This window comes from Streptomyces sp. 1114.5 (assembly GCF_003635085.1).
Lineage (GTDB): Bacteria > Actinomycetota > Actinomycetes > Streptomycetales > Streptomycetaceae > Kitasatospora.
Genome location: NZ_RBXE01000001.1, coordinates 374,675 through 400,328 on the forward strand (window position 1 = coordinate 374,675; position 25,654 = coordinate 400,328).

Here is a 25,654-nt window from a genome sequence, read left to right on the forward strand (position 1 = left end):
ACACAGAGTGATCATGGCGGGCTCATCACCCGGGCATTCCCATGCCTTCTTCAGCCGCTGTCACCCGCACACTCCAGAGGTGGCCCCGCCATGCCTGAAACCGTCTCCCCCTCCCCCAGCCCTGCCGATCACTCCTGCTGGCTGCCCCGGCACGACAAGTCCCCCCGTGCCGCCCGCCGGGAGCTCCGCTCCTTCCTCCGCCCCCACCCCTGCGCCGAACTCCTGCTCCCCACCGCCGAGTTGCTGGTCAGCGAGCTGGTCACCAACGCGCTGCAGCACGCCCGGACGCCGCGCGACCGCCTGATCTTCGTCCGCTTCCAGCTCTCCCCGGACGACACCCTCCGCATCGAGGTCCACGACGCCGACAGCGAGAAGCCCACCCTCCGCGACTCCCCCGCCTCCGCCGAGACCGGCCGAGGCCTGCTCCTCGTCCACGAGTTGGCCCACAGCTGGGGCTGCGACCCGCGCACCGGTGGCGTCGGCAAGCTGGTCTGGTGCCACGTCTCCCCCGAGGGGGTCGCCGCGTGAGCATCGTCCGGGCCGGGATCACCGGCATCATGGAACCGACCCTCTTCGCGAGCCTCGACCACGCCCTGCCCGTCCTCTGGGAGCGCGTCCGCGACCTCCCGATCCGCGAGGCCCACCGGGACTTCATCCGGATCTGCATCGGCCCGGGCGGCGGTGAGGGCGTCGCCCGCTGCCTCTCCCGGGGCGACGACTGGAGCTTCACCCTCTACGTCGGCGGGATGACCGACTGGACCGCCCACCCGATCACCATCACCACCCGCCCCCACGCCTGAACTCCCCCGCCCCTGCCCGTCGTTTACGCCGGGCAGGGGCCGGTCAGCCGAGGACCCCCGTGACCATCTCCCGTGACACCTTCGGCGCCCTCTTCGACGGCTTCCAACACGAGGCCTTCCGCCTGGCGACGCTGGCCGACTACGGCACCTCCGACGCCTACCAGGCATTCCTCGCCGGGGAGCCCAAACCCTCCCACCACAACGCCGCCTGGCGAGCAAAGGTCCAGCGGCACACCGCCGCCGGCCACCGCGTCTACCGGGTCCACATCCTGACCCGCCCCCTCACCCCGTACCTCCACTACGAGCTGAGCTGGGGGTACCGGACCAACACCACCGCCGGCGAAGAGTTCTTCATCCTCGACATCACCGAGAAGCCCAACCCCCTCGAAGACGTCCCGGACTTCTGGCTGTTCGACGAGTCGACCGCCGTCTCACTCGCCTACGGCACCACCGGAAGCTTCCTCTGCGCCGAACAACAGCCCGAACCCCACACCTGGATCCACCACCGGGACACCGCCCTGCACCACGCCGAGCCGTTCACCGACTGGCAGCAACGCCACCGAATCCGTTTCTGACTCCCCGCGACGCGTGGCAGCATGCGGCCATGGAGACGAACCCAGCACCCGAGGCCGTACGGGAACTCCGGGAGATCGCCCACAGCTGGGTCGACGGCCGGCGCACCGCCCCGGAGCTCCTGATCGAAGCGGCGCTCCGCGCCCTGACCGCCGGCGGCTACTCACCCTCACTGCTGCACCTCGCCGCACTGAGCAGCCTCGAACACGAGCAGGCCCCGGAGCTGTTCGACCGAGTGATGGAAGAACTCGGCTTCGGCTTCCACCCGCCCGAGGACTACTGGGAGGGACGACTCGCACTCGCCCGCTGGTGGGCCACCGAGATCGTCGGCGGCTGGCTCGACCCCTTCGAAGGCGCCTCACTCATCCTCTACGAGGTCGCCGAGCCCTACGGCCGCTGCGAGGAACTGAGCCCCCTCATCGACGCCATGCTGGGCCCCGCGGAGCACAGCGGCTCCCCGCACAGGATCACCGCAGACCTGACCCAGGTGGCCCAGGAGCTCCTGGCCCGCATCCCACCGCCCGCCGGGCCGGTCACCCGAACGGGAGAACAGCGGTGCTCCGCTGGGCCAGAACGCGCGAGTAGTCGGCAGCCTCCCCGGTCAGCGCACGGTAGTTGAGCACCGGATCACCCGCCCTGACCAGCGCGCTCGCGCAACCCCGCACCACGGTCGGGGCGGGTGCACGTCCAGGTCTTCGATAGCCGCCTCAGCAGTGCGGCACTCCGCGCAGATCGGCATGCTGCCGGCCTCCTCGCTCTCTCAGGCCCAGGTGGAGCCGCACGAGGTGCAGCACCAACGGCCGTCCAGTAAGTGGCACTCGACCCGCAGACCGGGCACACACGGGCTGCGGCGTCCGGGTCGCTGCTCGGCAGGCTACCGGGCGACGGGCTGGTGCAGGGGGGGGATCATGGCGGCGGGCCGACTGACCGCCGATCTGCTCTACGCGCCGACGACCGTAGCCGGCGTGCGAGAGTTCGCCAACCGCACAGGCGTGTCATAAGCGCCTTCTACGATGCTCGGCCTCGGCTGCAGCACGCCTGGTCCGGGCCACATCACGGGCCCACCTACATGCGCAGGAAGTCGGCCCCGTCGACTTCCTGCGCTTCGGCCCACCGCGGCAGACGGTCCAACTGTCAAGCCAGGTACGGAGAGACAGCTCCTTCGCGTGAAGGTGTGCGTACCGATTCCGGGAGCGGGCAGGTTCAGTCGCGATCCGGCGACGCCTCCTGGTCAATCCGCTCCCGCTGGAAGGAAGTTGCGATGACGACGTCAACAGAGGGCACGGTCTCCTCGGGCTGTCAGTGCGGCCCCGGCTGCTCCTGCGGGTGCCAGAACGGTGGCTCCTGCCAGTGCGGCGGCGGCTGCTCGTAAGGGCACCCCACCTCCGACGCCCGCTCCGCCCGGCGCAGATGCCGGGCGGGGTGGCCACCCACTCACGCCGCCCGTCCGGCTGAACTCCCGGGCCGCACCGGCCCGGTACGCATGCGCACGGCCGGCCCCCGATTACCGTCCGGCGCACAGCCGAACGAAAAGGGGCCCAGCGTGACGACGACCGGAATCCTGGACTACGAGAGCGACGCGATCGTCCAGCTCATGAGCATCCCCGAGGAGGACTGGACCGAGCAGGAGCTCAAGGACGCGCTCCAGCGGGCGATCATGCTGGAGCTCTCCACCATCCCGCCCTACGCCACCGCCCTCTGGTCGATCATCGACCCGAACAAGGACGAGCCCGTCGCCCACACCATCCGCGAGATCGTCTTCGACGAGATGTCGCACTTCGGCCTGGTCTGCAACATGCTCACCAGCATCGGCGGCACGGTCCAGCTCATCGACCCGCTCACCGTCCCCAAGTACCCGAGCGAGCTGCCCGGTGGCGTCAACCCGGGGCTGGAGGTGTTCCTCAGCGGGCTGACCCGCGAGTCGGCCGCCCTCTTCGCCGCCATCGAGAAGCCCGAGAACCCGCTGGCCTTCGCCGCCGACGGCAACACGATCGGCGCCTTCTACCAGCGCATCGCCAACGTCTTCCCGAACTTCGCACACCTGCTGACCGGGAACAACCAGGTGACCTTCCCCCTCGGGGCGATCGGCCACGGCGCCGGCAACGACATCGTGGCGATGAACACCATCGGCGACGTCCTGAAGGCGATCAACATCATCCAGACCCAGGGCGAGGGCACCACGACCTCACCGGACAACCCCTTCTTCGGCGCCCCGGGCGAACTCGCCCACTACTACTCCTTCAAGGAGATCGCCGTCGGCAAGAAGCTGGTGAAGAACCCGGCGACGGGCAGGTTCGAGTTCACCGGCGCCGACGTCCCGCTCCCGCCCACCGCGCCGGTCCCCCGCGTCCCCTCCGGCGGCTGGGCCAACGACCCCGCCAACGCGCCCGACCTGTCCACCGCCGCCGCGCTGCACGACTTCAACACCACCTACAGCGACATGCTGAGGGCCCTCCAGGACGCCTGGGGCGGCCAGCCGGACCGGCTGTTCGACGCGACCAGCAGCATGAGCGATCTGGCCGTCACCGCACGGAGGTTGAACGCCATCAAGCTCCCCTCCGACCCGAACTCCTTCTACGGCCCGGAGTGGCTCTTCATCCCCTAGCCCGGTCCGGGGGCCGGTGCGGGGCGCTCCCCGCACCGGCCCCGTCCTCACCGCCCGCCGGTCCGCAGCAGTCCCTCGGCGAACGCACCCGCCGCCGCCAGGTCGCCGCCGTCGGGCCGCGCCTTGTTGATGCCGCCGACGAGCCTGAACGGGAGCCAGGTGTCGAAGCCCCGGCACGCGAAGGTGTCGGCCACCTCGAACCCCTTCCGTTCGAGCTCCCGCACGAGCGGCCGGCTGAACGGTCGAACCCGCAGCTCCGGCAGCCCGCTGGTGGCGAACACGAACGCCCTGCCGCACTGCCCTTCGGGGACCGACCGGACGAACCCGCGCAACAGCGGATGGAACCGCCCCGAGAAGATCCCCGAGCCGAATCCCACCAGGTCGTACGCGGCGAGCCCCGCCGGATCGAGCCGTTCCGGCTCGACCACCGGCGCCGACAGCACCCGGCCCATGGCCTCGGCGATCCTCCTCGTGTTGCCGTGGGACACGGAGGCGCAGACGATGACGGCCCTCATGACGGTTCTCCTCCCGCTCGCGGTCACACCCGACAGATGGACCGGACACCCCGGAAGAACGTGACATCACCCCGGCCCCGGAAAGCCCGAAGGCCGGCGCGGACAACTCCGCACCGGCCTTCGACGACAACCGGCGGCCGACCACCGCCCCGCCGTCAGGCGTTCGGCACCGTCGCGTACTTCGCCGTGCCCTCGGCCATCTGCTTCAGCGCGTCCTTGCGGTCGCGCTTCGACAGCTTGTCGATGTAGAGGGTGCCGTACAGGTGGTCCGTCTCGTGCTGCAGGCAGCGGGCGAAGAAGCCGGTGCCCTCGACGCGGATCGCCTTGCCGTCCTTGTCGACGCCGGTCACGGCGGCGTAGTCCGGGCGCGGCAGCTCGGCGTAGGCGGTGGGGACGGACAGGCAGCCCTCGTTGCCGTCGTCCAGCACCCGCCGGCGGTCCGCCGGGTACTCCTCCAGCTTGGGGTTGATCACGTGGCCGATGTGGCGCACGCCCTCGTCGTCCGGGCAGTCGTAGACGAAGACCTTGAGGTCGACGCCGATCTGGTTGGCGGCGAGGCCCACGCCCTCGGCGGCGTACATCGACTGGAACATGTCGTCGATCAGCGCGGAGAGTTCGCCGTCGAAGGCGGTGACGTCCTTGACCTCGCGGTGCAGGACGGGGTTGCCGACGACGGTGATCGGACGGGCGGTGCCCTTGGTGAGGTCGGGCTCCTCGCCGATCACCTTCACGGGGGTCTCGGGCGCCGCCCCCTCCACGTCGTGCTCGTGCTCGTGCGAGTGGTCGTGCTGCTCGGCCTGCTCCGCCATGTCTCCGTCTTCCGCTTTCCCTAGGTCTACCGCGTACCTCACCAGGGTACTCAGCGGCACTCGGCGGGCTCAGCAGACCTCTTCGAGGTCCCGGTACGCCCGGGTGGCGGGGGCTGCCGCGACCCAGCGGTCCAGCAGGGTGCGCACCAGGTGGGCGGGGGCGGCGATCCCGCACTCCCGCTCGACCAGCCAGGACATCCCGGCGGCGCCGCCCTGGCTGAGGTGGCTGAGGTGGCCGGGGTGCGAGGCGTCGCCGTCGTCGTGCGGGTCGTGATGGGCGGCGATGCCGTCGTCGGAGGCCATCCGGCTCTCCGAGCAGGCGCGGCAGAGCAGCCGCACCGAGGAGGTCCAGTCCTCGGCCGCGTACCCGGCGTCGGCGACGAGCCGTTCCAGCGCGTCCCGGTCCCCGGCGGTGGCGGCCTGCAGCAGCACCACGTACGTCGGCACCGGGGACGGCGCCCACAGCTCGATCTCGTCGAACACGGGGTAGGCGACGCCGTCGGTGACGCGTTCGCCGTGCGGGGCGCCGTCGTGCAGGACGACCTCGCCCCAGCGGCGGCCGGAGGAGGGCAGCGGGATGGACAGCACTTCGATCCGGGCCGGGTCCAGCCGTCTGCCCCAGACGACCTCGGACTCGCCGTCCGGGGAGAGCCGTACCGGGGTGGTGCCGAGGTCGAGGCTGACCGGGCCGTCGGGCAGCCCGCCGGGGCCGCCGGGCAGCTTGAGCCCGTAGGCCTGCCAGGCCCGGCGGGCGAGCGGCCAGTCCTGCAGGGCGGTGGCGGTGATGCCGAGGTTCCACCAGTCGGGGGCGCCGTGCTCGCGGTCGAGCAGGGCTACGGCGCGCAGGCCGGCCGAGCGGGCCTGTTCCCAGTCGCGGCGGAACTTGTGCAGGAGGGCGAGGTTGAACCAGGAGTCGGAGAGCCACGGCTCCAGGTCGGCGGCCATCACCAGCAGCGCGCCGGCGTCCTCGTAGCGGCCGTCGCCGATCAGCGTGAAGGCCCGGTCGGTCGTCTGCCGCCAGGTGGCGGACGGCCGGTGCCGTGCCCGGTGGAAGATCCTCACGTTCGTCCCTGCCGTCGTCGTCCGCTCAAGTCCCGTGCCACCGTGCCCGTACCGCCTCGGCGGGGGTACGAGGCCCGCTGCCCCGGGTCGGTGTTCCACGCTACGACCGCATCCAACCACGCCCGCCCCCGCCCGCGCTCCCCACCGCCGAGGTTGGGGCCCGCCCTCCCCAGCCTGCCCGCCCGATGGCAGCCTCTCAACCCCTGGCGGAGCCGCAGCCGCGCTCCGGCACCGCACGAGCACCGCACGAGCACCCCACGAGCACCGCACGGCCAGCGCACGAGCGCCGCACGGGGACCGTCAGCCCCGGGCCTGCCCGCCCACCCTGGCCAGGGCGTCCACCACCCGCGCGTCGTAGACCCGCCCGCGCCCCAGCCGCAGCACCTCCAGCGCCTGCAGCCGCCCCACCGCCTCGCCGACGCCCCGGCCGCGGGCGGCCGTGAGCAGGTCGTCGTGGGCGTTGGCGACCCGGATGATCCGGGCCGCGAGCGGCACCGGGCCCTCGCCGGCGACCGGACCGGGGCAGGGGTCGGCCAGCCGGGCGACCTGCTCGGCGACCTGCCGGGGCACTCCGGTGCGGCTGATCACCTCGCTGCCGAGGCGGGCGATCCGCTGCTGCTCGGCGCAGGGCAGCAGCGCGGTGGCGCCGTCCGGCACCGGTTCGACCAGGGACAGCTGGCCGACGTCGTGCATCAGTGCGGCGTACTCCAGCAGGGCGAGCTCGCGGGTGCCCAGGCCGAGCTCGCGCCCGAGCGCGCACGCCGTGTCCGCGACCCTGCGCGCGTGCCCGTGCGGGGTGTAGCCGGCCACCTCGGTGGCGCGAGCGAGGCTCGCGATGGTCTGCCCGGTGGTGGCGCGTACGGCGGCGGCCCGCCGGAACGACACCTGGGCGAGCAGCAGCGGGGTGCAGAACAGCGGCAGCGCCCACAGCCCGACCTCGCCGGCCGCGAGGCTGACCAGCATGCCGGTGGCGACGATCGCCGAGCCGATGCCGAACAGCGAGCGCAGCTCGTCCTCCAGCGCCGCCGGGAACCGCGGCCCGCCCTCCACGCCGGGAGAGCCCGCAGGCCCCGGCAGCCCCGCCTCCGGCCGGCCGACCCAGTCGCAGCGCAGCAGCGCCGCCAGGGTCGCGTCGCAGAGCGCGGCCAGCGCGGCGACGGCGGTCAGGAACGCCCCGTACGCCGGACCTTCGGGCGAGAACCGGTCGACCAGGCCGCCGTTGTAGAGCGGCTGGAAGACGGCGGCGGCGAAGCCGACGGCGAGCAGCCGGCGGGCGGCGCTGTCCCGGCGGGCCGGGTCGGCCCAGGGCGGCCGGCGGTGCGGGCGGCCGGGGTGGTGCGGCAGGGCGAGCCCGGGCAGCCAGGCCAGCAGCAGTCCCGCCCCGGTCACCGCCACGACCTGCAGCGTGCCGTGCGCGGTCGGCACTCCGCGCAGCGGCCCGAGCAGGGCGTACGCCAGCGCGCCGGCCGCGCCGATGGGCGCCTGCTCGCGATCGCCCGGAAGGGTGATCCGGACGCATTCGCCGAGCGCGATCAGCACCGTGAACGCCAGCGCGACCCTGGGCTCGGCGACCCCGCGCAGCGCGGCCGTGCCCAGCGCGAGCGCCAGCAGCGCGGCCGCCCCCACGTGCACCGCCCGGGCGGTGCGCCCGCACGCCGCCCGCCCGTACTCGGCACGGCCGTGCCCGGCACGCCCGCACCCGGTACGGCCCGACCCCGTACGCCCGTGCCCCGTACGGCCCGCCCCCGTACCGTCGCGCCGCGTACGGCCCGACCTGCTGCGCCCGTGCCCCGTCACGACGGCCCGGCCGTGGGGATGCTCCCGCCGCCGGCGGGCACCCGGCCGGGCGCCGCCCGGGCCGGCTCGGGCACCCCGAGCGGGATGTCCGGCACGGCCTGGATGCAGTCCTCGGAGTGCACGACCGGCTGCCAGTCGTGCACGGCCAGCGCGTCGATCAGGGCCCGGACCATCGCCGGGTCGAACTGGCTGCCCGAGCAGCGTTCCAGCTCGGCCACGGCCTCGGCGACGGGGCGCCCGCGCCGGTAGGAGCGGGTGGAGGTCATCGAGTCGAAGGCGTCGGCGACGGAGATGATCCGGGCGAACTCGGGGATCTGCTCGCCGGCCAGCCCGCTCGGGTAGCCGCGGCCGTCCATCCGCTCGTGGTGGTGCAGGATCCCGGCGTGCGCGTCGCCGAGGAAGTCGATCCCGCGCACCAGCTCGTACCCGTAGACCGGGTGGACCTCCACGGCCCGGCGCTCCGCCTCGGTGAGGGGACCGTTTCTGCGCAGCAGCTCGGTGGCCACGCCGAGCTTGCCGACGTCGTGCAGGATGCCCGCGAAGCGCAGGGTGCGCAGCCGGTCGGCCTCCATGCCGAGCTGAGTGGCGATCAGTACCGAGGCCCGGCCGACCCGTTCGCTGTGCCCGCGGGTGTACGCGTCCTTGATCTCCACTGCCTGCACCAGGGACTGGACGGTGGCCTGGTGGGCGTCCCGCTCGCGCTGCCCCTGGGCGAACACCCAGGCGGAGATGGACAGCGGCAGCAGCGCCAGCAGCGCCGCGAACGCGCCGTACGGGCCCTGCCAGAGCACCGCGACCATCAGCCCGCCGGCCGCGTGCACCAGCACCGGCAGCCCGCACACCGCGCAGGCCCCGCGCAGCAGCACCCCGGCGCGGCGATCCTCGCTGAGCATCAACATGACGCCCACCACCACCCCGTTGACCAGGCAGAACGCGGCGACGGCGGCGAATCCGGGCAGCAGTGCGGCCGGGAAGCGGGAGCCCAGCAGCAGTTGCGGGCCGCGCAGCAGGTGGAAGGCGGCCGAGGAGGCGAAGGCGCACAGCGCGAGCTGGGCGCCGTTGAACAGCTGGCGCCGGCGGCAGCCGGGCCCGTTCGGGCCGCCGAGCACCGCGGCGGGGACGGCGACCAGGGCGGCGGCGGCCGGCGGGAGCATCAGCACTCCGGCGAACAGCACCGGGAAGAAGGCGTTCGCCCCGGACCGGGCGGGCATCCGCTCGGGCAGTGCCGGGCGGCGCAGCAGTCGGCGCACCAGTACCAGGCAGGGCGTGGGCTGGCCCTGGGCCAGCGACTCCCAGCAGCCGTGCAGGAAGGCCAGCAGCCCGACCTTGGGCCAGTCCACCGGTGCGCCGAGCCAGCGCGGCAGCCCGGGGGCGATGGCCGCGGGCAGCAGCGGAACCAGGCAGCACAGCGCCGCCACCGGAACGGCCACCAGGTAGCGCGCCGCGCCCGGCGGCAGGGTCGCGCCTCCACTGTCGGTAGCGATCTCGACCTCCCCGCCGTCCGGACCCCGTGTTGCCTCAGCACGCCGGGGAGACCGGCGGTGAGTGCCCGTCAGGAGGATAGGCCGCCGTCCGGGCGCGGGGACGCATGATGGCCCAATGGCGCAGTTGGCGCACCGCCAACTCACCCGAACGAGTGAGGGCGCATGCGAGCAGAACGGGAGCGGCCCCGGGGGCGCACGCTCCCGGGGCCGCTTGGCTCCTCACAAGTGACCGGTCGACACGCGACCGGCCGACAGCTCACTCCGCCGGGGCGCCGGCCTCCACCGGCGCACCGGGGCGCTGGGCCGACTCCCGCTGGGCCGATTCCCGCTGGGGCTCCTGCGCCGCCTCGGCCTTCGCCGGCCGCGGCGCCGGCCGGGCGGACTCGGCGTGCAGCTCGACGGTGGGCTCCACCGCGACGACCACCTGCTCGCCCGAACGCTGCCCGGACCGGATCGAGTCGATCCTGGCCAGCACCTTGCTGCGCAGGTCGGCCGGGGTGTCGTCGCACCCGCAGGAGCGCTTGATCAGCGCCTTGATCGCCTGCTCCAGCCCGTACTGCTTCAGGCAGGGCGAGCACTCCTCGAAGTGCACGCGCAGCTTGGCGCAGTCGCCCTCGGCCATCTCGTTGTCGAGGAATTCATAGAGGTGGTCGAGGACCTCGCCACACTCGGTGTCGTGCGGATCGCCGCAGCTCATGAGCCCGAGCCCTTCGCTTCCTGCCCTGCCCCGCTGCCGGCCGGGACCAGCCCGCGCTCGCGGGCGTAATCCTCCAGCATGCCGCGCAGTTGACGGCGGCCACGGTGCAGCCGGGACATCACCGTACCGATGGGAGTACCCATGATGTCCGCGATCTCCTTGTACGCAAAGCCTTCTACGTCCGCGAGATAGACGGCGATCCGGAATTCCTCCGGGATGGCCTGGAGCGCGTCCTTCACATCGCTGTCGGGGAGGTGGTCGAGCGCCTGGGTCTCGGCCGAGCGCAGGCCGGTCGACATGTGCGACTCGGCCCTGGCGAGCTGCCAGTCCTCGATCTCCTCCGCCGCGGTGCGCTGGGGCTCCCGCTGCTTCTTGCGGTACGAGTTGATGAACGTGTTGGTGAGGATGCGGTACAGCCAGGCCTTGAGGTTCGTGCCCTCACGGAACTGGTGGAAGGACGCGTACGCCTTGGCGAACGCCTCCTGGAGCAGGTCCTCCGCGTCGGCCGGGTTGCGCGTCATGCGCAGCGCGGCCGAGTACATCGGATCCAGGTAGCCCAGGGCGTCGCGCTCGAAGCGCTCCCGCCGGGCCTCCTCGCTCTCCTCCGACGACACCCGGTAGGTGTCCTCACCGATCGCGTCGGCCAGCTCCTCACCGGTGAGCGCCTCGCCCGCAGGCCGGACCTCGTCCGGGCCACGGCCGGACTCGGCCTCGTGCTCGGTCCCGACGACCGTACCCACCTCCTCGGCATGACGGGCACGGCCCACGGCGGGCCGCCCAGAAATGGAGGATATCGGGCTGACGGGCTTCTCGCCCGCGTCGAACCACTCCGGCCAGGAGGGGGCGAACGCCGTGGTGGCCTCGCGCTCCTCAGGCCGTTCGGGGCACGCGATCGAACCCATCTGCCCTGCCTCTCACCGGTGACTCGTGCTGACGGACACGACAACCACCCCGGCCCCGCCCGCATTCCCGCCCACGACTGCCGCGCACGACCCTGCGGACAGCAGCCGCTCACACCAGCCGCAGCACCCAGTCCCCCACCGCCGCGCAGATCAGCTCCAGCACCTCGTCCTGCCCCACCGGCGCCCGCTTGGGCACCGCGAAGCCGTGACTGCCGTACGGCACCCCCACCAGCTCGTGCCCGGCCGGCAGCTCCGGGAACTCCTCCGGCCCGCCGAACGGGTCCTGCGCACTCTGCACCACCAGGGTCGGCAGCCCCGAGCCCAGCAGCTCCTCCGCCCGGCTCTTCTCCGGCTTGCCCGGCGGATGCAGCGGGAACGCCAGCGCCACCACCCCCACCGCCCCGGTCTGCGCCCCCGTCCGGCAGGCCACCCGCGCCCCGGCGCTGCGCCCGCCCACCACCAGCGGCAGCCCCTGCCCGGCCAGGTGCTCGGCCACCGGCCGCCAGCCGAGGTCCAGCGTCTTCGGCGCCGGGCCCAGCTTCTTCCCCGCCACCCGCCAGGGCTGCTCGACCAGCGCCACGCTGATCCCACGCGCCGGCAGCCGCGCGGCCAGCGCCACCAGATCCCGGGCCTCGATCCCGCCGCCCGCGCCGTGCCCCAGCGCCAGGACGGCCTTCGGCGCCGCCGCCCGGTGGTGGGTGATCCGGGCCTCCCCGGCCTCGGTGGGCACGAGTTCGGTGGCGACGGGTTCGGTGGCGACGGGTCCGGTGGCGACGGGTTCGGTGGTCATCTCCGCTACTCCAATGCTGCGAGGCACGTCAGAACAGGGTGGTCTCGTACTCGACCTCGGCCCACGGCTCCTTGAGCTCCGGGCCGTTGTTGCGGATGCTGCCGACCGCCGGCGACACCGGGGTGGCCAGCAGCGCGCCGGGCGGCGGCGGTATCAGCAGCCGGCGCAGTTCGTCCGGGTCGGTCAGCCGCGGGTCCAGCCACTCGTCCCAGGACTGCGGGTCGAGGAACAGCGGCATCCGCTCGTGGATCGGCGCCAGCGACTCCTCCGCGTCCGTGGTGACGATCGTGAAGGTCACCAGCCACGCCTCCGGGTGCCCGGCCGGCACCGCCCGGTTGCGCCAGAACTCGTACAGCCCGGCCAGCGCCAGCGGGGCGCCGTCCGCCCGGGAGACGAAGAACGGCTTCTTGCGCGCCTTGCCCCGCTCGCCCGGCAGCGTCTGCCACTCGTAGTAGCCGTCCACCGGCAGGACGCACCGGCGCGCGGCGAAGGCCTGCCGGTACGAGGGCTTCTCGTGCACCGTGTCCGACCGGGCGTTGATCATCTTCACCGCCGTCTCCGCGGAGTTCGACCACTGCGGCACCAGCCCCCAGCGCAGCACCCGCAGCTGCCGCACCGCCCGGGGCTGCTCCCTGCTCATCCGCTCCAGCACCACGAAGGCACTGTTGGTCGGCGCGACGTTCCAGTTCGGGTCCAGGGTCTCCTCGGGATCCCACTGCTCGACGTCGAACAGCTCGACGATGGACTCGGGCTTGCTGCTGGCTGCGAACCGACCGCACATGCGGGCCAGCTTGCCACGCCGCCGGCGCCGCCACCGGCCCGTCCTCATCACGAGACCAGGTCCTCACGTTGCGCCCGTCCCCGCCACGCGACCGTTCTCACCGCTTCCTCACGCCCGCACCAGAACCACCGGCTGCCGCCCGCCCGTCCCCGCATGGGAGGCTGCCCCGAACGGCCCAACGCAGCGAACGGAGGCGGGGACGACCGCATGAGCACCGACGATCAGACCCTGAGCGCCCTGTGGGACCAGGTCACCGGCACCCAGACCGCCCCGCCCGGCTGGCTGGTGCTGGCCACCGGCGCCGCCGCCCTGCTCACCGTCCTCGCCCGCCCGCTGTGGCACGTCGCCCGCAACGCCGTGACCATCGCCCACGAGGGCGGCCACGGCCTGGTCGCCCTGGCCACCCGCCGCAAGCTCGCCGGCATCCGGCTGCACTCCGACACCTCCGGCCTCACCCTCTCCTACGGCCGCCCCACCGGCCCCGGCATGATCCTCACCGCCGCCGCCGGCTACACCGCCCCCGCCCTGCTCGGCCTCGGCTGCGCCGCCCTGCTCGCCGCCGACCGGATCACCCTGCTGCTGTGGCTGGCGATCGTCCTGCTGCTCGCCCTGCTCCTGCGCATCCGCAACGCCTTCGGCCTGTTCGTCGTCCTGGTCGCCGGCGGCGCCTTCTTCCTGGTCTCCTGGTTCGGCAGCGCCCAGGTCCAGGCCGGCTTCGCCTACCTCGGCTGCTGGTTCCTGCTGTTCGGCGCCGTACGGCCCGTCCTGGAACTGCAGCACCAGCGCCGGATCGGCTGGGCCCGCGACTCCGACGCCGACCAGCTCGCCCGGCTCACCCACGTCCCCGCCCTCGCCTGGGTCACCGTCTTCCTGCTCGTCGCCCTCGGCTGCCTCGCCCTCGGCGCCGACTGGCTCCTCCAGCCCCTGCACTGACTCCAGCCCCTGCACCGAACCGCGCCGAACCGTCCACGACCCCCGCACCGAACCGCCCCGGGCCCGCCGCCCAACCGGCGCGGGAACCGTTCCGGTACGGCCCCTAGACTTGCCACATGACCGAGACCCTGTGGCCCGCCCCCGTCGCGACCAGCCCCGTCGACGCCACCGTCACCATCCCCGGCTCCAAGTCGGTCACCAACCGGGCCCTGCTGCTGGCGGCACTGGCCGAGAAGCCCGGCTGGGTGCGCCGCCCCCTGCGCAGCCGCGACTCCCAGCTGATGGCCGACGGCCTGCGCGCCCTCGGGGTCACCATCGAGGAGAAGGTCAACAACGACGCCGGCGGCACCGGCGGCGGCGAGGCCTGGCGGGTCATCCCCGCCCCCGCGCTGCGCGGCCCCGCCTCGGTCGACGTCGGCAACGCCGGCACGGTCATGCGCTTCCTGCCCCCGCTCGCCGTCCTCGCCGACGGCCCGGTCCACTTCGACGGCGACCCGCGCTGCTACGAGCGCCCCCAGCACGGCGTGATCAACGCCCTGCGCGCGCTCGGCGCCCGCATCGACGACGGCGGCCGCGGCGCCTTCCCGCTCACCGTCCACGGCACCGGGTCCCTCGACGGCGGCCCGGTGGAGCTGGACGCCTCCTCCTCGTCCCAGTTCGTCTCCGCGCTGCTGCTCTCCGGCGCCCGCTACAACCACGGCATCGAGGTCCGGCACGTGGGCGGCCCGGTGCCGTCGCTGCCGCACATCCGGATGACCGTCGAGATGCTGCGCCTGGCCGGGGCCCAGGTCGACGCCCCCGAGGACGGCGGCGAGAAGGACGTCTGGCGGGTCACCCCCGGCGCCCTGATCGGCCGCGACCTGGTGGTCGAGCCGGACCTGTCCAACGCCGCGCCGTTCTTCGCCGCCGCCCTGGTCACCGGCGGCCGGGTCACCGTCCGCGACTGGCCCAAGCACACCACCCAGCCCGGCGACCAGCTGCGCGAGATCTACACCCGGATGGGCGGCGCCTACGAGTTCACCGACGAGGGCCTGCAGTTCACCGGCACCGGCCGGATCCACGGCATCGAGGCCGACCTGCACGACGTCGGCGAGCTCACCCCGGTGATCGCCGCCGTCGCCGCGCTCGCCGACTCCGAGTCCCACCTGTACGGCATCGCCCACCTGCGCCTGCACGAGACCGACCGGCTCGCCGCGCTCGCCAAGGAGATCAACGACCTGGGCGGCGACGTCACCGAGACCGAGGACGGCCTGCGGATCCGCCCGCGCCCGCTGCACGGGGGCGTCTTCCACACCTACGAGGACCACCGCCTGGCCACCGCCGCCGCCGTGCTCGGCCTCGCCGTACCCGGCGTCGAGGTGGAGAACGTCGCCACCACCGCCAAGACCCTGCCCGACTTCCCCGGGATGTGGACCGAACTGCTCGGCGAAGCGGCGGCGGACGCCTGAGCGGAGACTGAAGCCATGCGCCGCTACGGCAAGGACGCCGACGAGGACGACATCCGCAACCGCCCCGCCCGCCGGGGCTCCCGGCCGCGGACCCGGATCAGGCCCAAACACGAGGACGCCGCCGAGGCGATGGTGCTCACCATCGACCGCGGCCGGCTCACCTGCCTGGTCGACCCGGGCACCAAGCAGGAGCGCCAGGTCGTCGCCATGAAGGCCCGCGAGCTGGGCCGCAAGGGCGTCGTCGTCGGCGACGTCGTCAACATCGTCGGCGACCTCTCCGGGGACACCGACACCCTCGCCCGGATCGTCCGGGTCGAGGAGCGCGGCTCGGTGCTGCGGCGCACCGCGGACGACGACGACCCGTACGAGCGGATCGTCGTCGCCAACGCCCAGCAGCTGGCCATCGTCACCGCCCTCGCCGACCCGGAGCCACGCCCCCGCCTGATCGACCGCTGCCTGGTGGCCGCCTACGACGCGGGCATGGAGCCGCTGCTGGTGCTCACCAAGTCCGACCTCGCACCGGCCGCCTCCCTGCTGGAGTCGTACGCGCCGCTGGGCATCGACTACGTGGTCACCCGCCGCGACGAGCTGGAGACCACCGGCGCCGAGGCCGTCCGCGAGCACCTGCGCGGGCTGTCGACGGTGTTCATCGGCCACTCCGGCGTCGGCAAGACCACCCTGGTCAACGCCCTCGTCCCGGACCGCCAGCGGCAGACCGGCCACGTCAACGCGGTCACCGGCCGCGGCCGACACACCACCGTCTCCGCGCTCGCGCTGCGCCTGCCCCCGCCGCCCGGCGCCAAGCCGGGCTCCAAGAAGGCGCTGAACCCCGGCTGGGTCATCGACACCCCGGGCTTCCGCTCCTTCGGCCTCTCGCACATCGACCCGTCCCGGGTCATCCACGCCTTCCCCGACCTGGAGCCCGGCACCGCCGACTGCCCGCGCGCCTGCAGCCACGACGAGCCGGACTGCGCGCTGGACGCCTGGGTCGCCGACGGCCACGCCGAGGCCGCCCGGCTCTACTCGCTGCGCCGCCTGCTGGCCAGCAAGGAGGCCCGCGAGGGCGACTGAGCCGGCCCCGCCGCACCGCTCCCCCGGGTCCGCGGCCCGTTCGAGGTGTCGGACCGCGCCCGCCTGGCGATCATAGGAAAGTCGGGCCACAGCGCGGCCCGACCCGTCGATCGACAGAGAGGGCACGCGATGGCATGGGCCCTGGTGGTCCTGGCCGGCCTGCTGGAGACCGGCTTCGCGATCAACCTCAAGCTCAGCGAGGGCTTCACCAAGCTCTGGCCCACCGTCAGCTTCTGCGTGTTCGCCCTCGGCAGCTTCGGTCTGCTCACCCTCTCCCTGAGGAGCCTGCCGGTCGGTCCCGCCTACGCGGTGTGGACCGGCATCGGCGCGGCCGGCACCGCCATCTACGGCATGGTCTTCCTGGACGAGACCACCTCGGTGCTCAAGCTGGTCTCGATCTCCCTGGTGATCGCCGGCGTCATCGGCCTCCAGCTCAGCGGCACGGCGCACTGAAATCTCGCCCGCTCGCCTCCGGGACGCTCCGACCCGGCGCCGACGGCCGGCGCTCCCTCGCTCCTGCGTCGCTCCCTCGCGTTCTCCCTTTCGGCACCGGCGCGCCCCTTCGGCTCGGGGCGGCGTTCTCGCCCACTCGCCCTCGGGGTGGCTCGCGGCGGGGCCCACGCGCCCTCAGCCCCCGTCCCGCTCCGCGAGCCCGGCTGTCCCGATCCGGGTGGGCTCGCTAGGGTTTCGGACATGGCCGACTACCACGACGATCTCCGACTCGCCCACGTCCTCGCCGACTCGGCCGACTCGGTCACCCTGGAGCGCTTCCGCGCCCTCGACCTCAAGATCGAGACCAAGCCGGACCTCACCCCGGTGAGCGACGCCGACAAGGCCGCCGAGGAGCTCGTGCGCAGCGTGCTCCAGCGCGCCCGCCCGCGCGACGCCGTCCTGGGCGAGGAGTTCGGCCTGCAGGGCTCCGGCCCGCGCCGCTGGGTGATCGACCCGATCGACGGCACCAAGAACTACATCCGCGGCGTCCCGGTCTGGGCCACCCTGATCGCCCTGCTGGAGGACGGCCCGGACGGCGTGGAGCGCCCGGTGGTCGGCATCGTCTCCGCCCCCGCCCTGCAGCGACGCTGGTGGGCGGCCAAGGACCTGGGCGCCTTCGCCGGCCGCAGCCTGGCCAAGGCCTCCCGGATCCACGTCTCCGGCGTCTCCCGGATCGAGGACGCCTCCTTCTCGTACTCCTCGCTCAGCGGCTGGGAGGAGCGCGGCCGCCTCGACCCGTTCCTGGACCTCACCCGCGCCTGCTGGCGCACCCGCGCCTACGGCGACTTCTGGTCCTACATGATGGTCGCCGAGGGCGCCGTCGACATCGCCGCCGAGCCCGAGCTGTCGCTGTGGGACATGGCCGCCAACTGCGTCATCGTCGAGGAGGCCGGCGGCCGCTTCACCGGCCTGGACGGCGTCCCCGGCCCCGGCGGCGCCGACGCCGTCGCCTCCAACGGCCTGCTGCACGAGGAAGCGCTGCGCCGCCTCTCGGTCTGAGCCCCGCCCCGATCGGGCGAGTCCCCGCCCCGAGCCGAAGGCGAGCGGGCGAGTAACAGTGCGGGCGAATAACAGTGCAGGCCCTGTGACCAGTGGGAGCTGGTCACAGGGCCTGCTGCTTTCTCGGCCCGGCTGCGGCTACTGCTTGCGCAGCTCCCGGACCGCCGCGTCCAGCCGCTGCCCGTAGTCGGCGTCGGCCTTGCGGAAGTTGTCGATCGCCCGCTCCACGATGTCCTCGCGGTCGGCCGAGACCTTGGCGATGAAGCCGGCCAGGTTGGCGATCAGCCGCTGCTTCTCGTCCTCCGAGAACAGCCGGTACAGGGTGCCCGCCTGCACGAAGTCGTCGTCCTCGGCGTGCGAGGGCGCGGCGTGGTTGCCGGTGCTGCCGTCGACGGCGGTGGCGGCCCACAGCGGGCGGCCGGTCTGCACGGGGCCGCCGAAGCTGTTCGGCTCGTAGTTCTTCTGCCGCCCGTGCCGCCCGTCGTAGAGGTGGCCGTCGCGGCCGTTGGTGCGGGCCTCGGTGGCGTGCGGGCGGTTCACCGGCAGGTGGTCGGCGTTGATGCCGACCCGGTAGCGGTGGGCGTCGGCGTAGGCGAACAGCCGGCCCTGCAGCATCTTGTCCGGGGACGGGCCGATGCCGGGCACGAAGTGGGCCGGGGAGAAGACCGACTGCTCGACCTCGGCGAAGACGTTGTCGGGGTTGCGGTTGAGCTCCAGGCGGCCGATCTCGATCGGCGGGTAGTCGGCGTGCGGCCAGACCTTGGTCAGGTCGAAGGGGTTGAAGCGGTAGGTCGCCGCGTCGGCCGCCGGCATGATCTGCACCTGCACCGTCCAGCTGGGGAACTCGCCGCGCTCGATCGCCTCGCGCAGGTCCCGCTGGTGGCTGTCCGGGTCCTCGCCGGCGAGGGCGTTGGCCTCGGCCTGGGTGAGGTTGCGGATGCCCTGGTCGGTCTTGAAGTGGTACTTGACCCAGAAGTGCTCGCCGGCCTCGTTCTGCCACTGGAAGGTGTGCGAGCCGTAGCCGTTCAGGTGCCGGTACGAGGCAGGGATGCCGCGGTCGCCGAACAGCCAGGTGACCTGGTGGGTGGCTTCGGGCGACAGGCCCCAGAAGTCCCAGACGTTGTCGGCTTCCTGCGAGCCGGTGTACGGGTCGCGCTTCTGGGTGTGGATGAAGTCGGGGAACTTGATGGCGTCCTTGATGAAGAACACCGGGGTGTTGTTGCCGACGAGGTCGTAGTTGCCCTCCTCGGTGTAGAACTTCAGCGCGAAACCGCGCGGGTCGCGCACCGCGTCGGCCGCGCCGAGGTTGCCCGCGACGGTGGAGAAGCGCAGGAAGACCTCGGTCTGCTTGCCGATCTCGGACAGGAAGGCCGCCCGGGTCCAGGGCGTGACGTCCGCGGTGACCGTGAAGGTGCCGTACGCCCCGGCGCCGCGGGCGTGCACCACGCGCTCCGGGATCCGCTCGCGGTTGAAGTGCGCGAGCTTCTCGAACAGCAGCTGGTCCTGGATCAGCGCCGGGCCGCCGATGCCCGCGGTCTCGGTGTTCTGGTTGTCGGCGACGGGGGCACCCGCCTCCGTGGTGAGGATCGGGCGCAGCTCGTCCTGGGTGGTCATGCGGGTGCCTCCACGGGGGTCCGGTCGTAATGACACGATCCTAACTTGGACTTTGTCCAAGTCAACACTGGAACCAATCCGAGACCTGGCTTACCCTGAATCCCATGAGCGACCTGCTGGAGAGACTGCGCGGACGCGGCTGGCGGCTGACCTCGCAGCGCCGGGTCGTGGCCGAGGTCCTGGACGGCGACCACGTGCACCTGACCGCCGACGAGGTGCACGCCCGCGCGGCGGCCCGGCTGCCCGAGATCAGCCGCGCCACCGTCTACAACACGCTCGGCGAACTCGTCGCCCTCGGTGAGGTCCTGGAGGTCGCCACCGACGGCCGCGCACGGCGCTACGACCCCAACGCGCACCGCGCCCACCAGCACCTGGTCTGCTCGGGCTGCGGCGCGATCCGCGACGTCCACCCGCACGGCGACCCGCTCGCCGCACTGCCGGCCACCGAGCGCTTCGGCTTCGCCGTCACCGCCGCCGAGGTCACCTACCGCGGCCTGTGCCCGAACTGCCGCCCATAGCGGGGTAGTTCCGGCACAGGCCGGCCTACGCGCTCAGTTCGGCGTGCAGCGCGCCCAGCAGCCGCCCGGCCCGCTCCGCGACCTCGGCCGGCCCGTAGTCGATCGCCCGCCGGCACCAGTTCTCCGCCTGCACCGGTTCACCCCGGCGCAGCGCCAGCAGCGCCAGACGCAGTGCGGCCCGCCCGTGCCCGGCGTCGGCGGCCCGGGTGTACCAGAGCATCGCCTCGGCCTCGCTGTCCTGCCGGGCCAGCAGCAGCCCCAGGTTGAACGCCGCGCTGCGGCTGCCGGCCTCGGCCGCCCGCCGGTACCAGCTCTCGGCGATCTCCAGCGCCCCGCGCTCGGCCGCCCGTACGCCCATCCGCACCTGGGCCCGCCGGTGCCCGGCGTCGGCGGCCAGCGCGTACCAGTGCTCGGCCTCCTCGTCCGCGTCCCCGCGCCGGTCCAGCAGCGAGGCCAGCCGGAACGCCCCCTCCGCCGAACCGCCGGCCGCCGCCTGCCGGTAGCGCTCCAGTGCCCCGGACAGGTTGCCGCGCTGCTCCTGGGCGACGGCGAGCTGCAGCGCCGCCTCGCCGTGCCCCTCGGCAGCAGCCCGCGCGTACCACTCCTGGGCCTGCTGCTGCTCACCGCGCCCGGCGTGCAGCACGCCGAGGTTGAAGGCGCCGTCCACGCTGCCGGCCTCGGCCGCCTTGGAGAACCACGGCTCGGCGCCGGACTCGTCACCGCGCTGCAGCAGCACCACGGCCAGCGCGTTGCAGGCCTCCCGGTGCCCGGCGTACGCGGCCCGGCGGTACCACTGCTCGGCCTGCTGCTCGCGGCCCTCGCCGGCGCAGAGCAGGCCCAGGTTGAAGGCGCCGTTCTGGTCGCCCGCGTCCAGTGCCGCGCGGTACCAGTGCTCGGCCTCCTTGACCTCGCCGCGGCTCGCGTGCAGGGCGCCGAGCGCGTTGGCCGCGTTGCCGTCGCCGGCCTCGGCGGCCTCCTGCCACCAGTCGGCGGCGGCGGCCGTGTCCCCGGAGTCGCGCAGCAGGAAGCCCAGCGCGCAGGCCGCGCGCGGCTCCCCGTTCTGCGCGGCCTGCCGGTACCAGCGGGCCGCCTCCTCCAGCAGCGGCTGGTCGGTGCGGGAGCGTTCCTCCAGCAGCACGCCCAGGCGCAGGGCGGCGCGGGCGTGGCTGCGGGCGGCGGCGGTGCGGTACCAGGCCTCGGCGGTGTCCTTGTCCCCGGCGGCCTCGCGCATCCGGGCCAGCCGGTAGGCGGCCTCGCGGTGCCCGGCGTCGGCGGAGACCTTGAACCAGCGTTCGGCCCGGACGTCCCGCCGGTGCTCCATCAGGTCGCCCAGTGCGTAGGCGCCCAGCGGGTGCCCGTGGTCGGCGGCGAAGTGCAGCCAGTACTCGGCAGCCTCCTCCTCGCCCTGGTCGCGCAGCTGCAGCCCGAGCGCGTGCGCGGCCGGCGCGCTGCCCGCGACGGCGGCCTGGCGCCACCACTGGGCGGCCTCGCCCCGGTGGCCCTGCTGGTGCAGCAGCACCCCGAGGTTGTTGGCGGCGGCGCGCACCCCGGCGGCCGCGGCGGCGCGCAGGTACGGTTCGGCGTCCTCCAGGTCGCCGCGGCGCAGCAGCAGGGTGCCCAGCCGGCCGGCGGCGTCCGCGTCCCCGCCGTCGGCGGCCTGCCGGTGCCGGGCCTCCAGGGCGGCGGACTCCCGGGCGGCGAGCGCGGTCTCGAAGCTGGTCGGGTCCAGGCCCGCCGGGTCGAGTGCGGCGCCGGGCGCGCTCTCCCCGCCGGCCGGCTCGCCGTACGCGCCGACGGCGGCGGCGAACTGACGGGTGGACACGTGGACCAGGCTGTCGGGGCCGCAGCCCGGTGCGGGGCGCTCGGACAGTCCGCTGGTGCGCTGGGCGGGCAGGGTTCCGGGACGGTTCTCGGGGCTCTCGGCGCTCTCCGCCCACGCGTCGGTGTCCGCCTCGACGGCCGCCGAGGGCTTGCCTCCTGACTTGCCGATCAGCCTCATGCCGACTCCCGCTCCCCCAGAGTGTCGCGGCATCGTGCCCCGGCGTGCGGCCGGGGGGACTCCCAGGAGAGGCGCCGGACCCGACGGCCGATCAGCGGCCGTGCACCGTCCCCCATGTGTCCCATCGTCGCATCACCCGCTACCCGCGTACACCTGCCCCGGCCGAATTCGGGCGGGGCTGACCCGAAGCCGACGACATTGCTTCGGCGCTTTGTCGATTTCCCGACACGTCAACCTCACAAACCCCGCTGCCGTCCTCCTTGGCGACGGTCGATAGTACCGGAGCGGTTCCCACCGCTTATGGGCGGAAACTCTCCCCGGGAAACACCTGAGGCCCGGAGGAAGGATCCTCCGGGCCTCAGGCCTTTGTAGCGGGGACAGGATTTGAACCTGCGACCTCTGGGTTATGAGCCCAGCGAGCTACCGAGCTGCTCCACCCCGCGTCGGTGGTTGAACCATAGCACGGACGCGGGGTGGATCGGAAAACGGTTGCCGCAGCTCAGCGGCCACGGCCGGAAGCCGCGGCCGCCGGACCGCAGCCGCGGTCACGGCTGGGGCTACGGCTGGGGGCTCGGCGATCCGCTGCCCCCGGCCCCCGGGGCGGGGGTGGCGCCCGGGGTCGCGGGCGCGGTCGGGGCCTGGGCCGGGCCGGCGCCGCGGGCCGCGTCGGCCGCCTTCAGCGCGTCGCCGAGCGCCTTCTGGGCGTTGCCGTACGCCACCCAGTCGCCGTTCTTGAACGCGGTCTGGCTGTCGCTGTACGCCTTCGCCGCGTCCGAGAGCGCCTTCTGCAGCTCGGGCGAGATCGTCCCGCCCGGCGCCGGCGTGGCCGAAGCGGTGGGCGCGGGCGTCGCCGGGGCCGTCGGGCTGGTCGGCGTCGTCGGGGAGGCCGGGGCCGTCCCGTTGCCCGGGTTGGACGGCGCCACCGGCGTGGCCGGCGGGGCCTGCCCGGCGAACAGCTTGGTCAGCGCCTTCTCCAGGGTGTCCTCGAACGCCACGTTGTCGTCCCCGTACACCGCCAGGACCTTCGACAGCGTCGGGTACTTGGCGCCGCGCCCGCGCACGTACACCGGCTCGACGTTGAGCAGCCCGCCGCCGACCGGCAGGGTCAGCAGGTTGCCGTACTCCAGCTCGGTGTCCCCGCCGCTCTTCAGCGCGAAGATCTGGTTGGCCACCTCCTGGCGGGAGTTGAACTTCGACTGCACCAGCCCGGGGCCGGGGGCTCCGGACTCGCCGGTCATCTTCAGCAGGCGGATCTTCCCGTAGTCGTCGCCCGGATCCGCGTTGACGGCCAGGAACGCCGCCAGGTTCGGGCGGCCGTTGGGCACGAAGGTGCTGGTCAGCGAGAAGCTCGCGGCGGCGGCGTCCGGCATCCGCAGCGTCACGTAGTACGGCGGCTGGACCTGCTTGGTGTCACTGGTCGGGTCCACCGGGACCTGCCAGATGTCGCTGCCGTTGAAGAAGGAGTTGGCGTCGGTCACGTGGTACTGGCCGAGCAGGTCGCGCTGCACCTTGAACATGTCCTGCGGGTAGCGCAGGTGCGGCAGCAGCGACTGCGGGATGTCCGCCTTCGGCTCGACGGTGCCCGGGAAGGCCTTCATCCAGGTCTTCAGGACCGGGTCCTTCTCGTCCCACTGGTAGAGCTTCACCTCGCCGGTGTAGGCGTCCACCGTGGCCTTCACCGAGTTGCGGATGTAGTTGACCTGGTTGGCCACCGTCAGCAGCTCACCGCGCTGGTTGGTCAACGAGTCCTTGGTCGCCGCACCCAGCGTCGTCTTCGACGAGAACGGGAAGCCGTCCGAGGTGGTGTAGCCGTCCACGACCCACACCAGGTGCCCGCCCTGCACCACCGGGTACGGGTCGGCGTCGATCGACAGCCACGGCGCGACCTTCTCCACCCGCTCCTTCGGCGTCCGGTTGTAGATCACCTTGGCGCCGTCGGTGATCGCCCCCGCGTACAGGATCTGCGGCTCGGCGAAGCGCACCGCGTACGCGGCCCGGGTGAGCGGGTTGTCCAGCGAGACGCCACTGGCACCGCCGTACGTGTACTCCACGTTCTGGCCGGTCTTGGTGTCGGTGTAGTCGATCTCCTTGTTCGAGCCGCCGACGATCGAGTACGTCGTCGTCTTCTCGCCGTAGTAGATCCGCTGCTCGTAGTCGCCCAGCGCACCGGTGGCGGGCAGGCCGGACTCGGTGAACACCGGCCCGCCCTTGTCGTCGACCTGGTTGCCCTTGGCGACGGCCGCACCGTAGCCGTGGGTGTACTTGAAGTGGTCGTTGATCCAGTTGCGCTGCACGCCGTTGAGGTCGAGCTCGCGCAGGCCGATCACGGTGTCCTGCTTGTCCGCGCCCTTGCCGTAGCGGTCCACGTCCAGCGTGCTCGGGAAGGCGTAGTAGTTGCGCTGCTGCTCCAGCGACTGGAACGTCTGCGACACGATGTTCGGGTCCAGCAGCCGCACGTCCGCGATGGTCTGCGCGTCCGGCTTGAGCGCGTCACCGGTGGTCGAGCCCTGCGGGGTGTACGGAGTGGGCTGCGCGTCCGCGATCCCGTACGCCTGCCGCGTCGCGTCGATGTTCTTCTGGATGTACGGCGTCTCCTTGGCCTGCTCGTTCGGCTTGACCTGGAACTGCTGCACGATCGCCGGGTACAGGCCGCCGATCAGCACCGCCGACAGCACCATCAGCCCCAGCCCGATCAGGGCCGGCGCCCAGGTGCGGCGCACCGGGGTCAGGAAGAACAGCACCGCGCAGATGATCGCGACGAAGAACAGGATGGTCTTGGCCGGAAGGAACGCGTTCGCGTCCACGTAACGCAGGCCCGTCCAGCCCGAAACACCCTTGTACGAACCGGTCTTGACCGCCAGCGCGTACCGGTCCAGCCAGTACGCCACGGCCTTCAGCAGCACGAACACGCCCAGCAGCACCGCCAGGTGCCCCTGCGCGCCCGCGCTCGCCCGCCGGCCCGGGCCCTGCAGCCGCAACCCGCCGTACAGGTAGTGCACCAGCGCCGAGGTCAGCAGGGAGACGATCACCGCGCTGAACGCGAAGCCCAGCACGAACTCGTAGAACGGCAGGTCGAAGGCGTAGAAGGAGACGTCCATCCCGAACTGGGCGTCCTTCTCCCCGAAGGACGTGGAGTTCGTCCACATCAGCCAGGTCCGCCACTGGCCCGACGCCGCGGCGCCCGCCACCAGCCCGATCACCAGCGAGACTCCGATCAGCGCCCAGCGCTTGAACGGCGCCAGGCCGGCCCGGTAGCGGTCCAGGCTCTGCTGCTCCACCGACATCGCCGACAGCGGCGGCCGCAGCCGGTGCGCCAGCCAGATGTTGAAGCCGACGATCACCGCCATCAGCAGGCCGAACACCGCGAACAGCCCGATCTTGGTCCACAGCTGGGTGGTGAACACCGAGGAGTAGTGGACCGACCTGAACCACAGCCAGTCCGTCCAGAAGCCCGCGAACATGACGAACAGCAGGAACAGCACCGCGAGCACGCCCAGGGTCAGCAGGGCCACCCGCGCCCGCCGCGAGGGCGGACCCACCCTTCGCCGGAAACCCGGCCCTGAGCGTTCCGGCATCTGGAATACCACGGTGGCACCTCAGCTGTGTCGTCTGGGATCGATCGGTCGTCAGAGCAACTTAACCAGGCTTTGGCCGAGTTCCCACCGTTAGCAGACGGTTACGGTTGCCCGCCCGCTCGCCTCCGGGGCGCTCTTGATCCGGCACCGACGGTCGACCCCCGGGCCGGCCGCCCGGGCCGCCCGGCGA

At 73.0% G+C, this 25,654-nt stretch carries 23 protein-coding genes and 1 tRNA gene; 11 read left to right on the forward strand and 13 right to left on the reverse strand.

Translation table 11 applies throughout. The annotated features are described in order from the left end of the window. The first annotated feature begins 90 nt into the window (after window positions 1–90). The 5 genes from BX285_RS37045 (at window position 91) to BX285_RS01580 (ending at window position 3,978) form a co-directional block, all read left to right on the forward strand. Window positions 91–528 (forward strand): ATP-binding protein, encoded by a 438-nt coding sequence (locus BX285_RS37045; RefSeq protein WP_183106974.1) that lies wholly within the window; start codon window positions 91–93, stop codon window positions 526–528. Beyond that, complete coding sequence (locus BX285_RS01565) at window positions 525–800, forward strand: hypothetical protein (RefSeq protein WP_121174263.1); 276 nt, start codon at window positions 525–527, stop codon at window positions 798–800. The genes BX285_RS37045 and BX285_RS01565 overlap by 4 nt, the downstream gene beginning before the upstream one ends. Window positions 801–859: 59 nt before the next feature. Then, window positions 860–1,375 (forward strand): DUF6879 family protein, encoded by a 516-nt coding sequence (locus BX285_RS01570; RefSeq protein WP_121174264.1) that lies wholly within the window; start codon window positions 860–862, stop codon window positions 1,373–1,375. Window positions 1,376–1,404: 29 nt separating this feature from the next. Continuing rightward, entirely contained in the window at window positions 1,405–1,992 is a 588-nt protein-coding gene (locus BX285_RS01575) for a hypothetical protein (RefSeq protein WP_121174265.1), read from the forward strand. Between the two features lie 924 nt (window positions 1,993–2,916). Further along, window positions 2,917–3,978 (forward strand): ferritin-like protein, encoded by a 1,062-nt coding sequence (locus tag BX285_RS01580; RefSeq protein ID WP_183106975.1) that lies wholly within the window; start codon window positions 2,917–2,919, stop codon window positions 3,976–3,978. A 47-nt stretch (window positions 3,979–4,025) separates the two neighbouring features. Here the strand turns inward: BX285_RS01580 and BX285_RS01585 are convergent, their stop codons facing one another. The 9 genes from BX285_RS01585 to BX285_RS01625 all read right to left on the reverse strand — a co-directional run bounded on the left by BX285_RS01585 (window position 4,026) and on the right by BX285_RS01625 (window position 12,815). After that, a complete protein-coding gene (locus BX285_RS01585) occupies window positions 4,026–4,493 on the reverse strand; it encodes a flavodoxin family protein (RefSeq protein WP_121174267.1) in 468 nt (155 codons plus the stop codon). 155 nt (window positions 4,494–4,648) lie between these two features. Next, window positions 4,649–5,302: a peptide deformylase gene (gene def / locus BX285_RS01590; protein ID WP_097236314.1), complete on the reverse strand. Its 654-nt coding sequence runs from the start codon at window positions 5,300–5,302 to the stop codon at window positions 4,649–4,651. Window positions 5,303–5,371: 69 nt separating this feature from the next. Next, complete coding sequence (locus tag BX285_RS01595; RefSeq protein WP_097236315.1) at window positions 5,372–6,364, reverse strand: hypothetical protein; 993 nt, start codon at window positions 6,362–6,364, stop codon at window positions 5,372–5,374. Between the two features lie 300 nt (window positions 6,365–6,664). Next, window positions 6,665–7,996 (reverse strand): HD-GYP domain-containing protein, encoded by a 1,332-nt coding sequence (locus BX285_RS01600; RefSeq protein WP_097236316.1) that lies wholly within the window; start codon window positions 7,994–7,996, stop codon window positions 6,665–6,667. Between the two features lie 161 nt (window positions 7,997–8,157). Further along, window positions 8,158–9,591, reverse strand: a complete 1,434-nt coding sequence (locus BX285_RS01605; protein WP_259470404.1) for an HD-GYP domain-containing protein — start codon at window positions 9,589–9,591, stop codon at window positions 8,158–8,160. A gap of 310 nt (window positions 9,592–9,901) precedes the next feature. Beyond that, window positions 9,902–10,342 (reverse strand): mycothiol system anti-sigma-R factor, encoded by a 441-nt coding sequence (rsrA, locus tag BX285_RS01610; RefSeq protein WP_121174268.1) that lies wholly within the window; start codon window positions 10,340–10,342, stop codon window positions 9,902–9,904. Beyond that, on the reverse strand, window positions 10,339–11,244 hold the full coding sequence (locus BX285_RS01615; RefSeq protein ID WP_373560479.1) for a sigma-70 family RNA polymerase sigma factor: 906 nt from the start codon (window positions 11,242–11,244) through the stop codon (window positions 10,339–10,341). The genes rsrA and BX285_RS01615 overlap by 4 nt, the downstream gene beginning before the upstream one ends. 109 nt (window positions 11,245–11,353) lie before the next feature. Beyond that, complete coding sequence (locus BX285_RS01620) at window positions 11,354–12,034, reverse strand: alpha/beta family hydrolase (protein ID WP_121174269.1); 681 nt, start codon at window positions 12,032–12,034, stop codon at window positions 11,354–11,356. 28 nt (window positions 12,035–12,062) lie between these two features. After that, a complete protein-coding gene (locus BX285_RS01625; protein WP_097240018.1) occupies window positions 12,063–12,815 on the reverse strand; it encodes an SOS response-associated peptidase in 753 nt (250 codons plus the stop codon). A 207-nt stretch (window positions 12,816–13,022) separates the two neighbouring features. On the opposite strand from BX285_RS01625, the gene BX285_RS01630 reads away from it, so the two are divergent. The 5 genes from BX285_RS01630 to hisN all read left to right on the forward strand — a co-directional run bounded on the left by BX285_RS01630 (window position 13,023) and on the right by hisN (window position 17,758). Continuing rightward, the gene (locus BX285_RS01630; protein ID WP_097236319.1) at window positions 13,023–13,748 is read left to right on the forward strand and encodes a M50 family metallopeptidase; all 726 of its coding nucleotides are present in this window, start codon (window positions 13,023–13,025) and stop codon (window positions 13,746–13,748) included. 116 nt (window positions 13,749–13,864) lie between these two features. Further along, window positions 13,865–15,196: a 3-phosphoshikimate 1-carboxyvinyltransferase gene (gene aroA, locus BX285_RS01635; RefSeq protein WP_121174270.1), complete on the forward strand. Its 1,332-nt coding sequence runs from the start codon at window positions 13,865–13,867 to the stop codon at window positions 15,194–15,196. 15 nt (window positions 15,197–15,211) lie between these two features. Beyond that, the gene (gene rsgA, locus BX285_RS01640) at window positions 15,212–16,267 is read left to right on the forward strand and encodes a ribosome small subunit-dependent GTPase A (RefSeq protein ID WP_097236321.1); all 1,056 of its coding nucleotides are present in this window, start codon (window positions 15,212–15,214) and stop codon (window positions 16,265–16,267) included. Between the two features lie 129 nt (window positions 16,268–16,396). Then, window positions 16,397–16,720 carry a multidrug efflux SMR transporter gene (locus tag BX285_RS01645; RefSeq protein WP_097236322.1) on the forward strand — a complete coding sequence of 108 codons (324 nt, stop codon included), beginning with the start codon at window positions 16,397–16,399 and terminating at the stop codon, window positions 16,718–16,720. Window positions 16,721–16,960: 240 nt separating this feature from the next. Next, window positions 16,961–17,758, forward strand: coding sequence for a histidinol-phosphatase (gene hisN, locus BX285_RS01650; protein WP_121174271.1), 798 nt, complete (start codon window positions 16,961–16,963; stop codon window positions 17,756–17,758). A gap of 138 nt (window positions 17,759–17,896) precedes the next feature. On the opposite strand, the gene BX285_RS01655 is transcribed toward hisN, so the two are convergent. Then, a complete protein-coding gene (locus BX285_RS01655; protein WP_097236324.1) occupies window positions 17,897–19,372 on the reverse strand; it encodes a catalase in 1,476 nt (491 codons plus the stop codon). A 104-nt stretch (window positions 19,373–19,476) separates the two neighbouring features. Between BX285_RS01655 and BX285_RS01660 the strand changes: the two genes are divergently transcribed. After that, window positions 19,477–19,890 carry a Fur family transcriptional regulator gene (locus tag BX285_RS01660; RefSeq protein WP_121174272.1) on the forward strand — a complete coding sequence of 138 codons (414 nt, stop codon included), beginning with the start codon at window positions 19,477–19,479 and terminating at the stop codon, window positions 19,888–19,890. A 25-nt stretch (window positions 19,891–19,915) separates the two neighbouring features. Here BX285_RS01660 and BX285_RS01665 read toward each other — a convergent pair whose 3' ends face one another. From BX285_RS01665 to BX285_RS01675, 3 genes are all read right to left on the reverse strand, one after another. Continuing rightward, window positions 19,916–21,889: a tetratricopeptide repeat protein gene (locus BX285_RS01665; protein ID WP_257032427.1), complete on the reverse strand. Its 1,974-nt coding sequence runs from the start codon at window positions 21,887–21,889 to the stop codon at window positions 19,916–19,918. A gap of 369 nt (window positions 21,890–22,258) precedes the next feature. Then, window positions 22,259–22,332, reverse strand: a tRNA-Met gene (locus BX285_RS01670). Window positions 22,333–22,446: 114 nt separating this feature from the next. Further along, entirely contained in the window at window positions 22,447–25,464 is a 3,018-nt protein-coding gene (locus BX285_RS01675) for a UPF0182 family protein (RefSeq protein ID WP_121174273.1), read from the reverse strand. Window positions 25,465–25,654 lie beyond the last annotated feature (190 nt).

Excerpts from the sequence above, each read along its gene's own strand:
- BX285_RS37045 (WP_183106974.1), top strand. The coding sequence starts at position 91 with ATGCCTGAAACCGTCTCCCCCTCCCCCAGCCCTGCCGATCACTCCTGC.
- BX285_RS01575 (WP_121174265.1), top strand. The coding sequence starts at position 1,405 with ATGGAGACGAACCCAGCACCCGAGGCCGTACGGGAACTCCGGGAGATC.
- BX285_RS01585 (WP_121174267.1), bottom strand. The coding sequence starts at position 4,493 with ATGAGGGCCGTCATCGTCTGCGCCTCCGTGTCCCACGGCAACACGAGG.
- def (WP_097236314.1), bottom strand. The coding sequence starts at position 5,302 with ATGGCGGAGCAGGCCGAGCAGCACGACCACTCGCACGAGCACGAGCAC.
- rsrA (WP_121174268.1), bottom strand. The coding sequence starts at position 10,342 with ATGAGCTGCGGCGATCCGCACGACACCGAGTGTGGCGAGGTCCTCGAC.
- BX285_RS01615 (WP_373560479.1), bottom strand. The coding sequence starts at position 11,244 with ATGGGTTCGATCGCGTGCCCCGAACGGCCTGAGGAGCGCGAGGCCACC.
- BX285_RS01620 (WP_121174269.1), bottom strand. The coding sequence starts at position 12,034 with ATGACCACCGAACCCGTCGCCACCGGACCCGTCGCCACCGAACCCGTC.
- BX285_RS01625 (WP_097240018.1), bottom strand. The coding sequence starts at position 12,815 with ATGTGCGGTCGGTTCGCAGCCAGCAGCAAGCCCGAGTCCATCGTCGAG.
- BX285_RS01630 (WP_097236319.1), top strand. The coding sequence starts at position 13,023 with ATGAGCACCGACGATCAGACCCTGAGCGCCCTGTGGGACCAGGTCACC.
- aroA (WP_121174270.1), top strand. The coding sequence starts at position 13,865 with ATGACCGAGACCCTGTGGCCCGCCCCCGTCGCGACCAGCCCCGTCGAC.
- rsgA (WP_097236321.1), top strand. The coding sequence starts at position 15,212 with ATGCGCCGCTACGGCAAGGACGCCGACGAGGACGACATCCGCAACCGC.
- BX285_RS01645 (WP_097236322.1), top strand. The coding sequence starts at position 16,397 with ATGGCATGGGCCCTGGTGGTCCTGGCCGGCCTGCTGGAGACCGGCTTC.
- hisN (WP_121174271.1), top strand. The coding sequence starts at position 16,961 with ATGGCCGACTACCACGACGATCTCCGACTCGCCCACGTCCTCGCCGAC.
- BX285_RS01655 (WP_097236324.1), bottom strand. The coding sequence starts at position 19,372 with ATGACCACCCAGGACGAGCTGCGCCCGATCCTCACCACGGAGGCGGGT.
- BX285_RS01660 (WP_121174272.1), top strand. The coding sequence starts at position 19,477 with ATGAGCGACCTGCTGGAGAGACTGCGCGGACGCGGCTGGCGGCTGACC.
- BX285_RS01665 (WP_257032427.1), bottom strand. The coding sequence starts at position 21,889 with ATGAGGCTGATCGGCAAGTCAGGAGGCAAGCCCTCGGCGGCCGTCGAG.
- BX285_RS01675 (WP_121174273.1), bottom strand. The coding sequence starts at position 25,464 with ATGCCGGAACGCTCAGGGCCGGGTTTCCGGCGAAGGGTGGGTCCGCCC.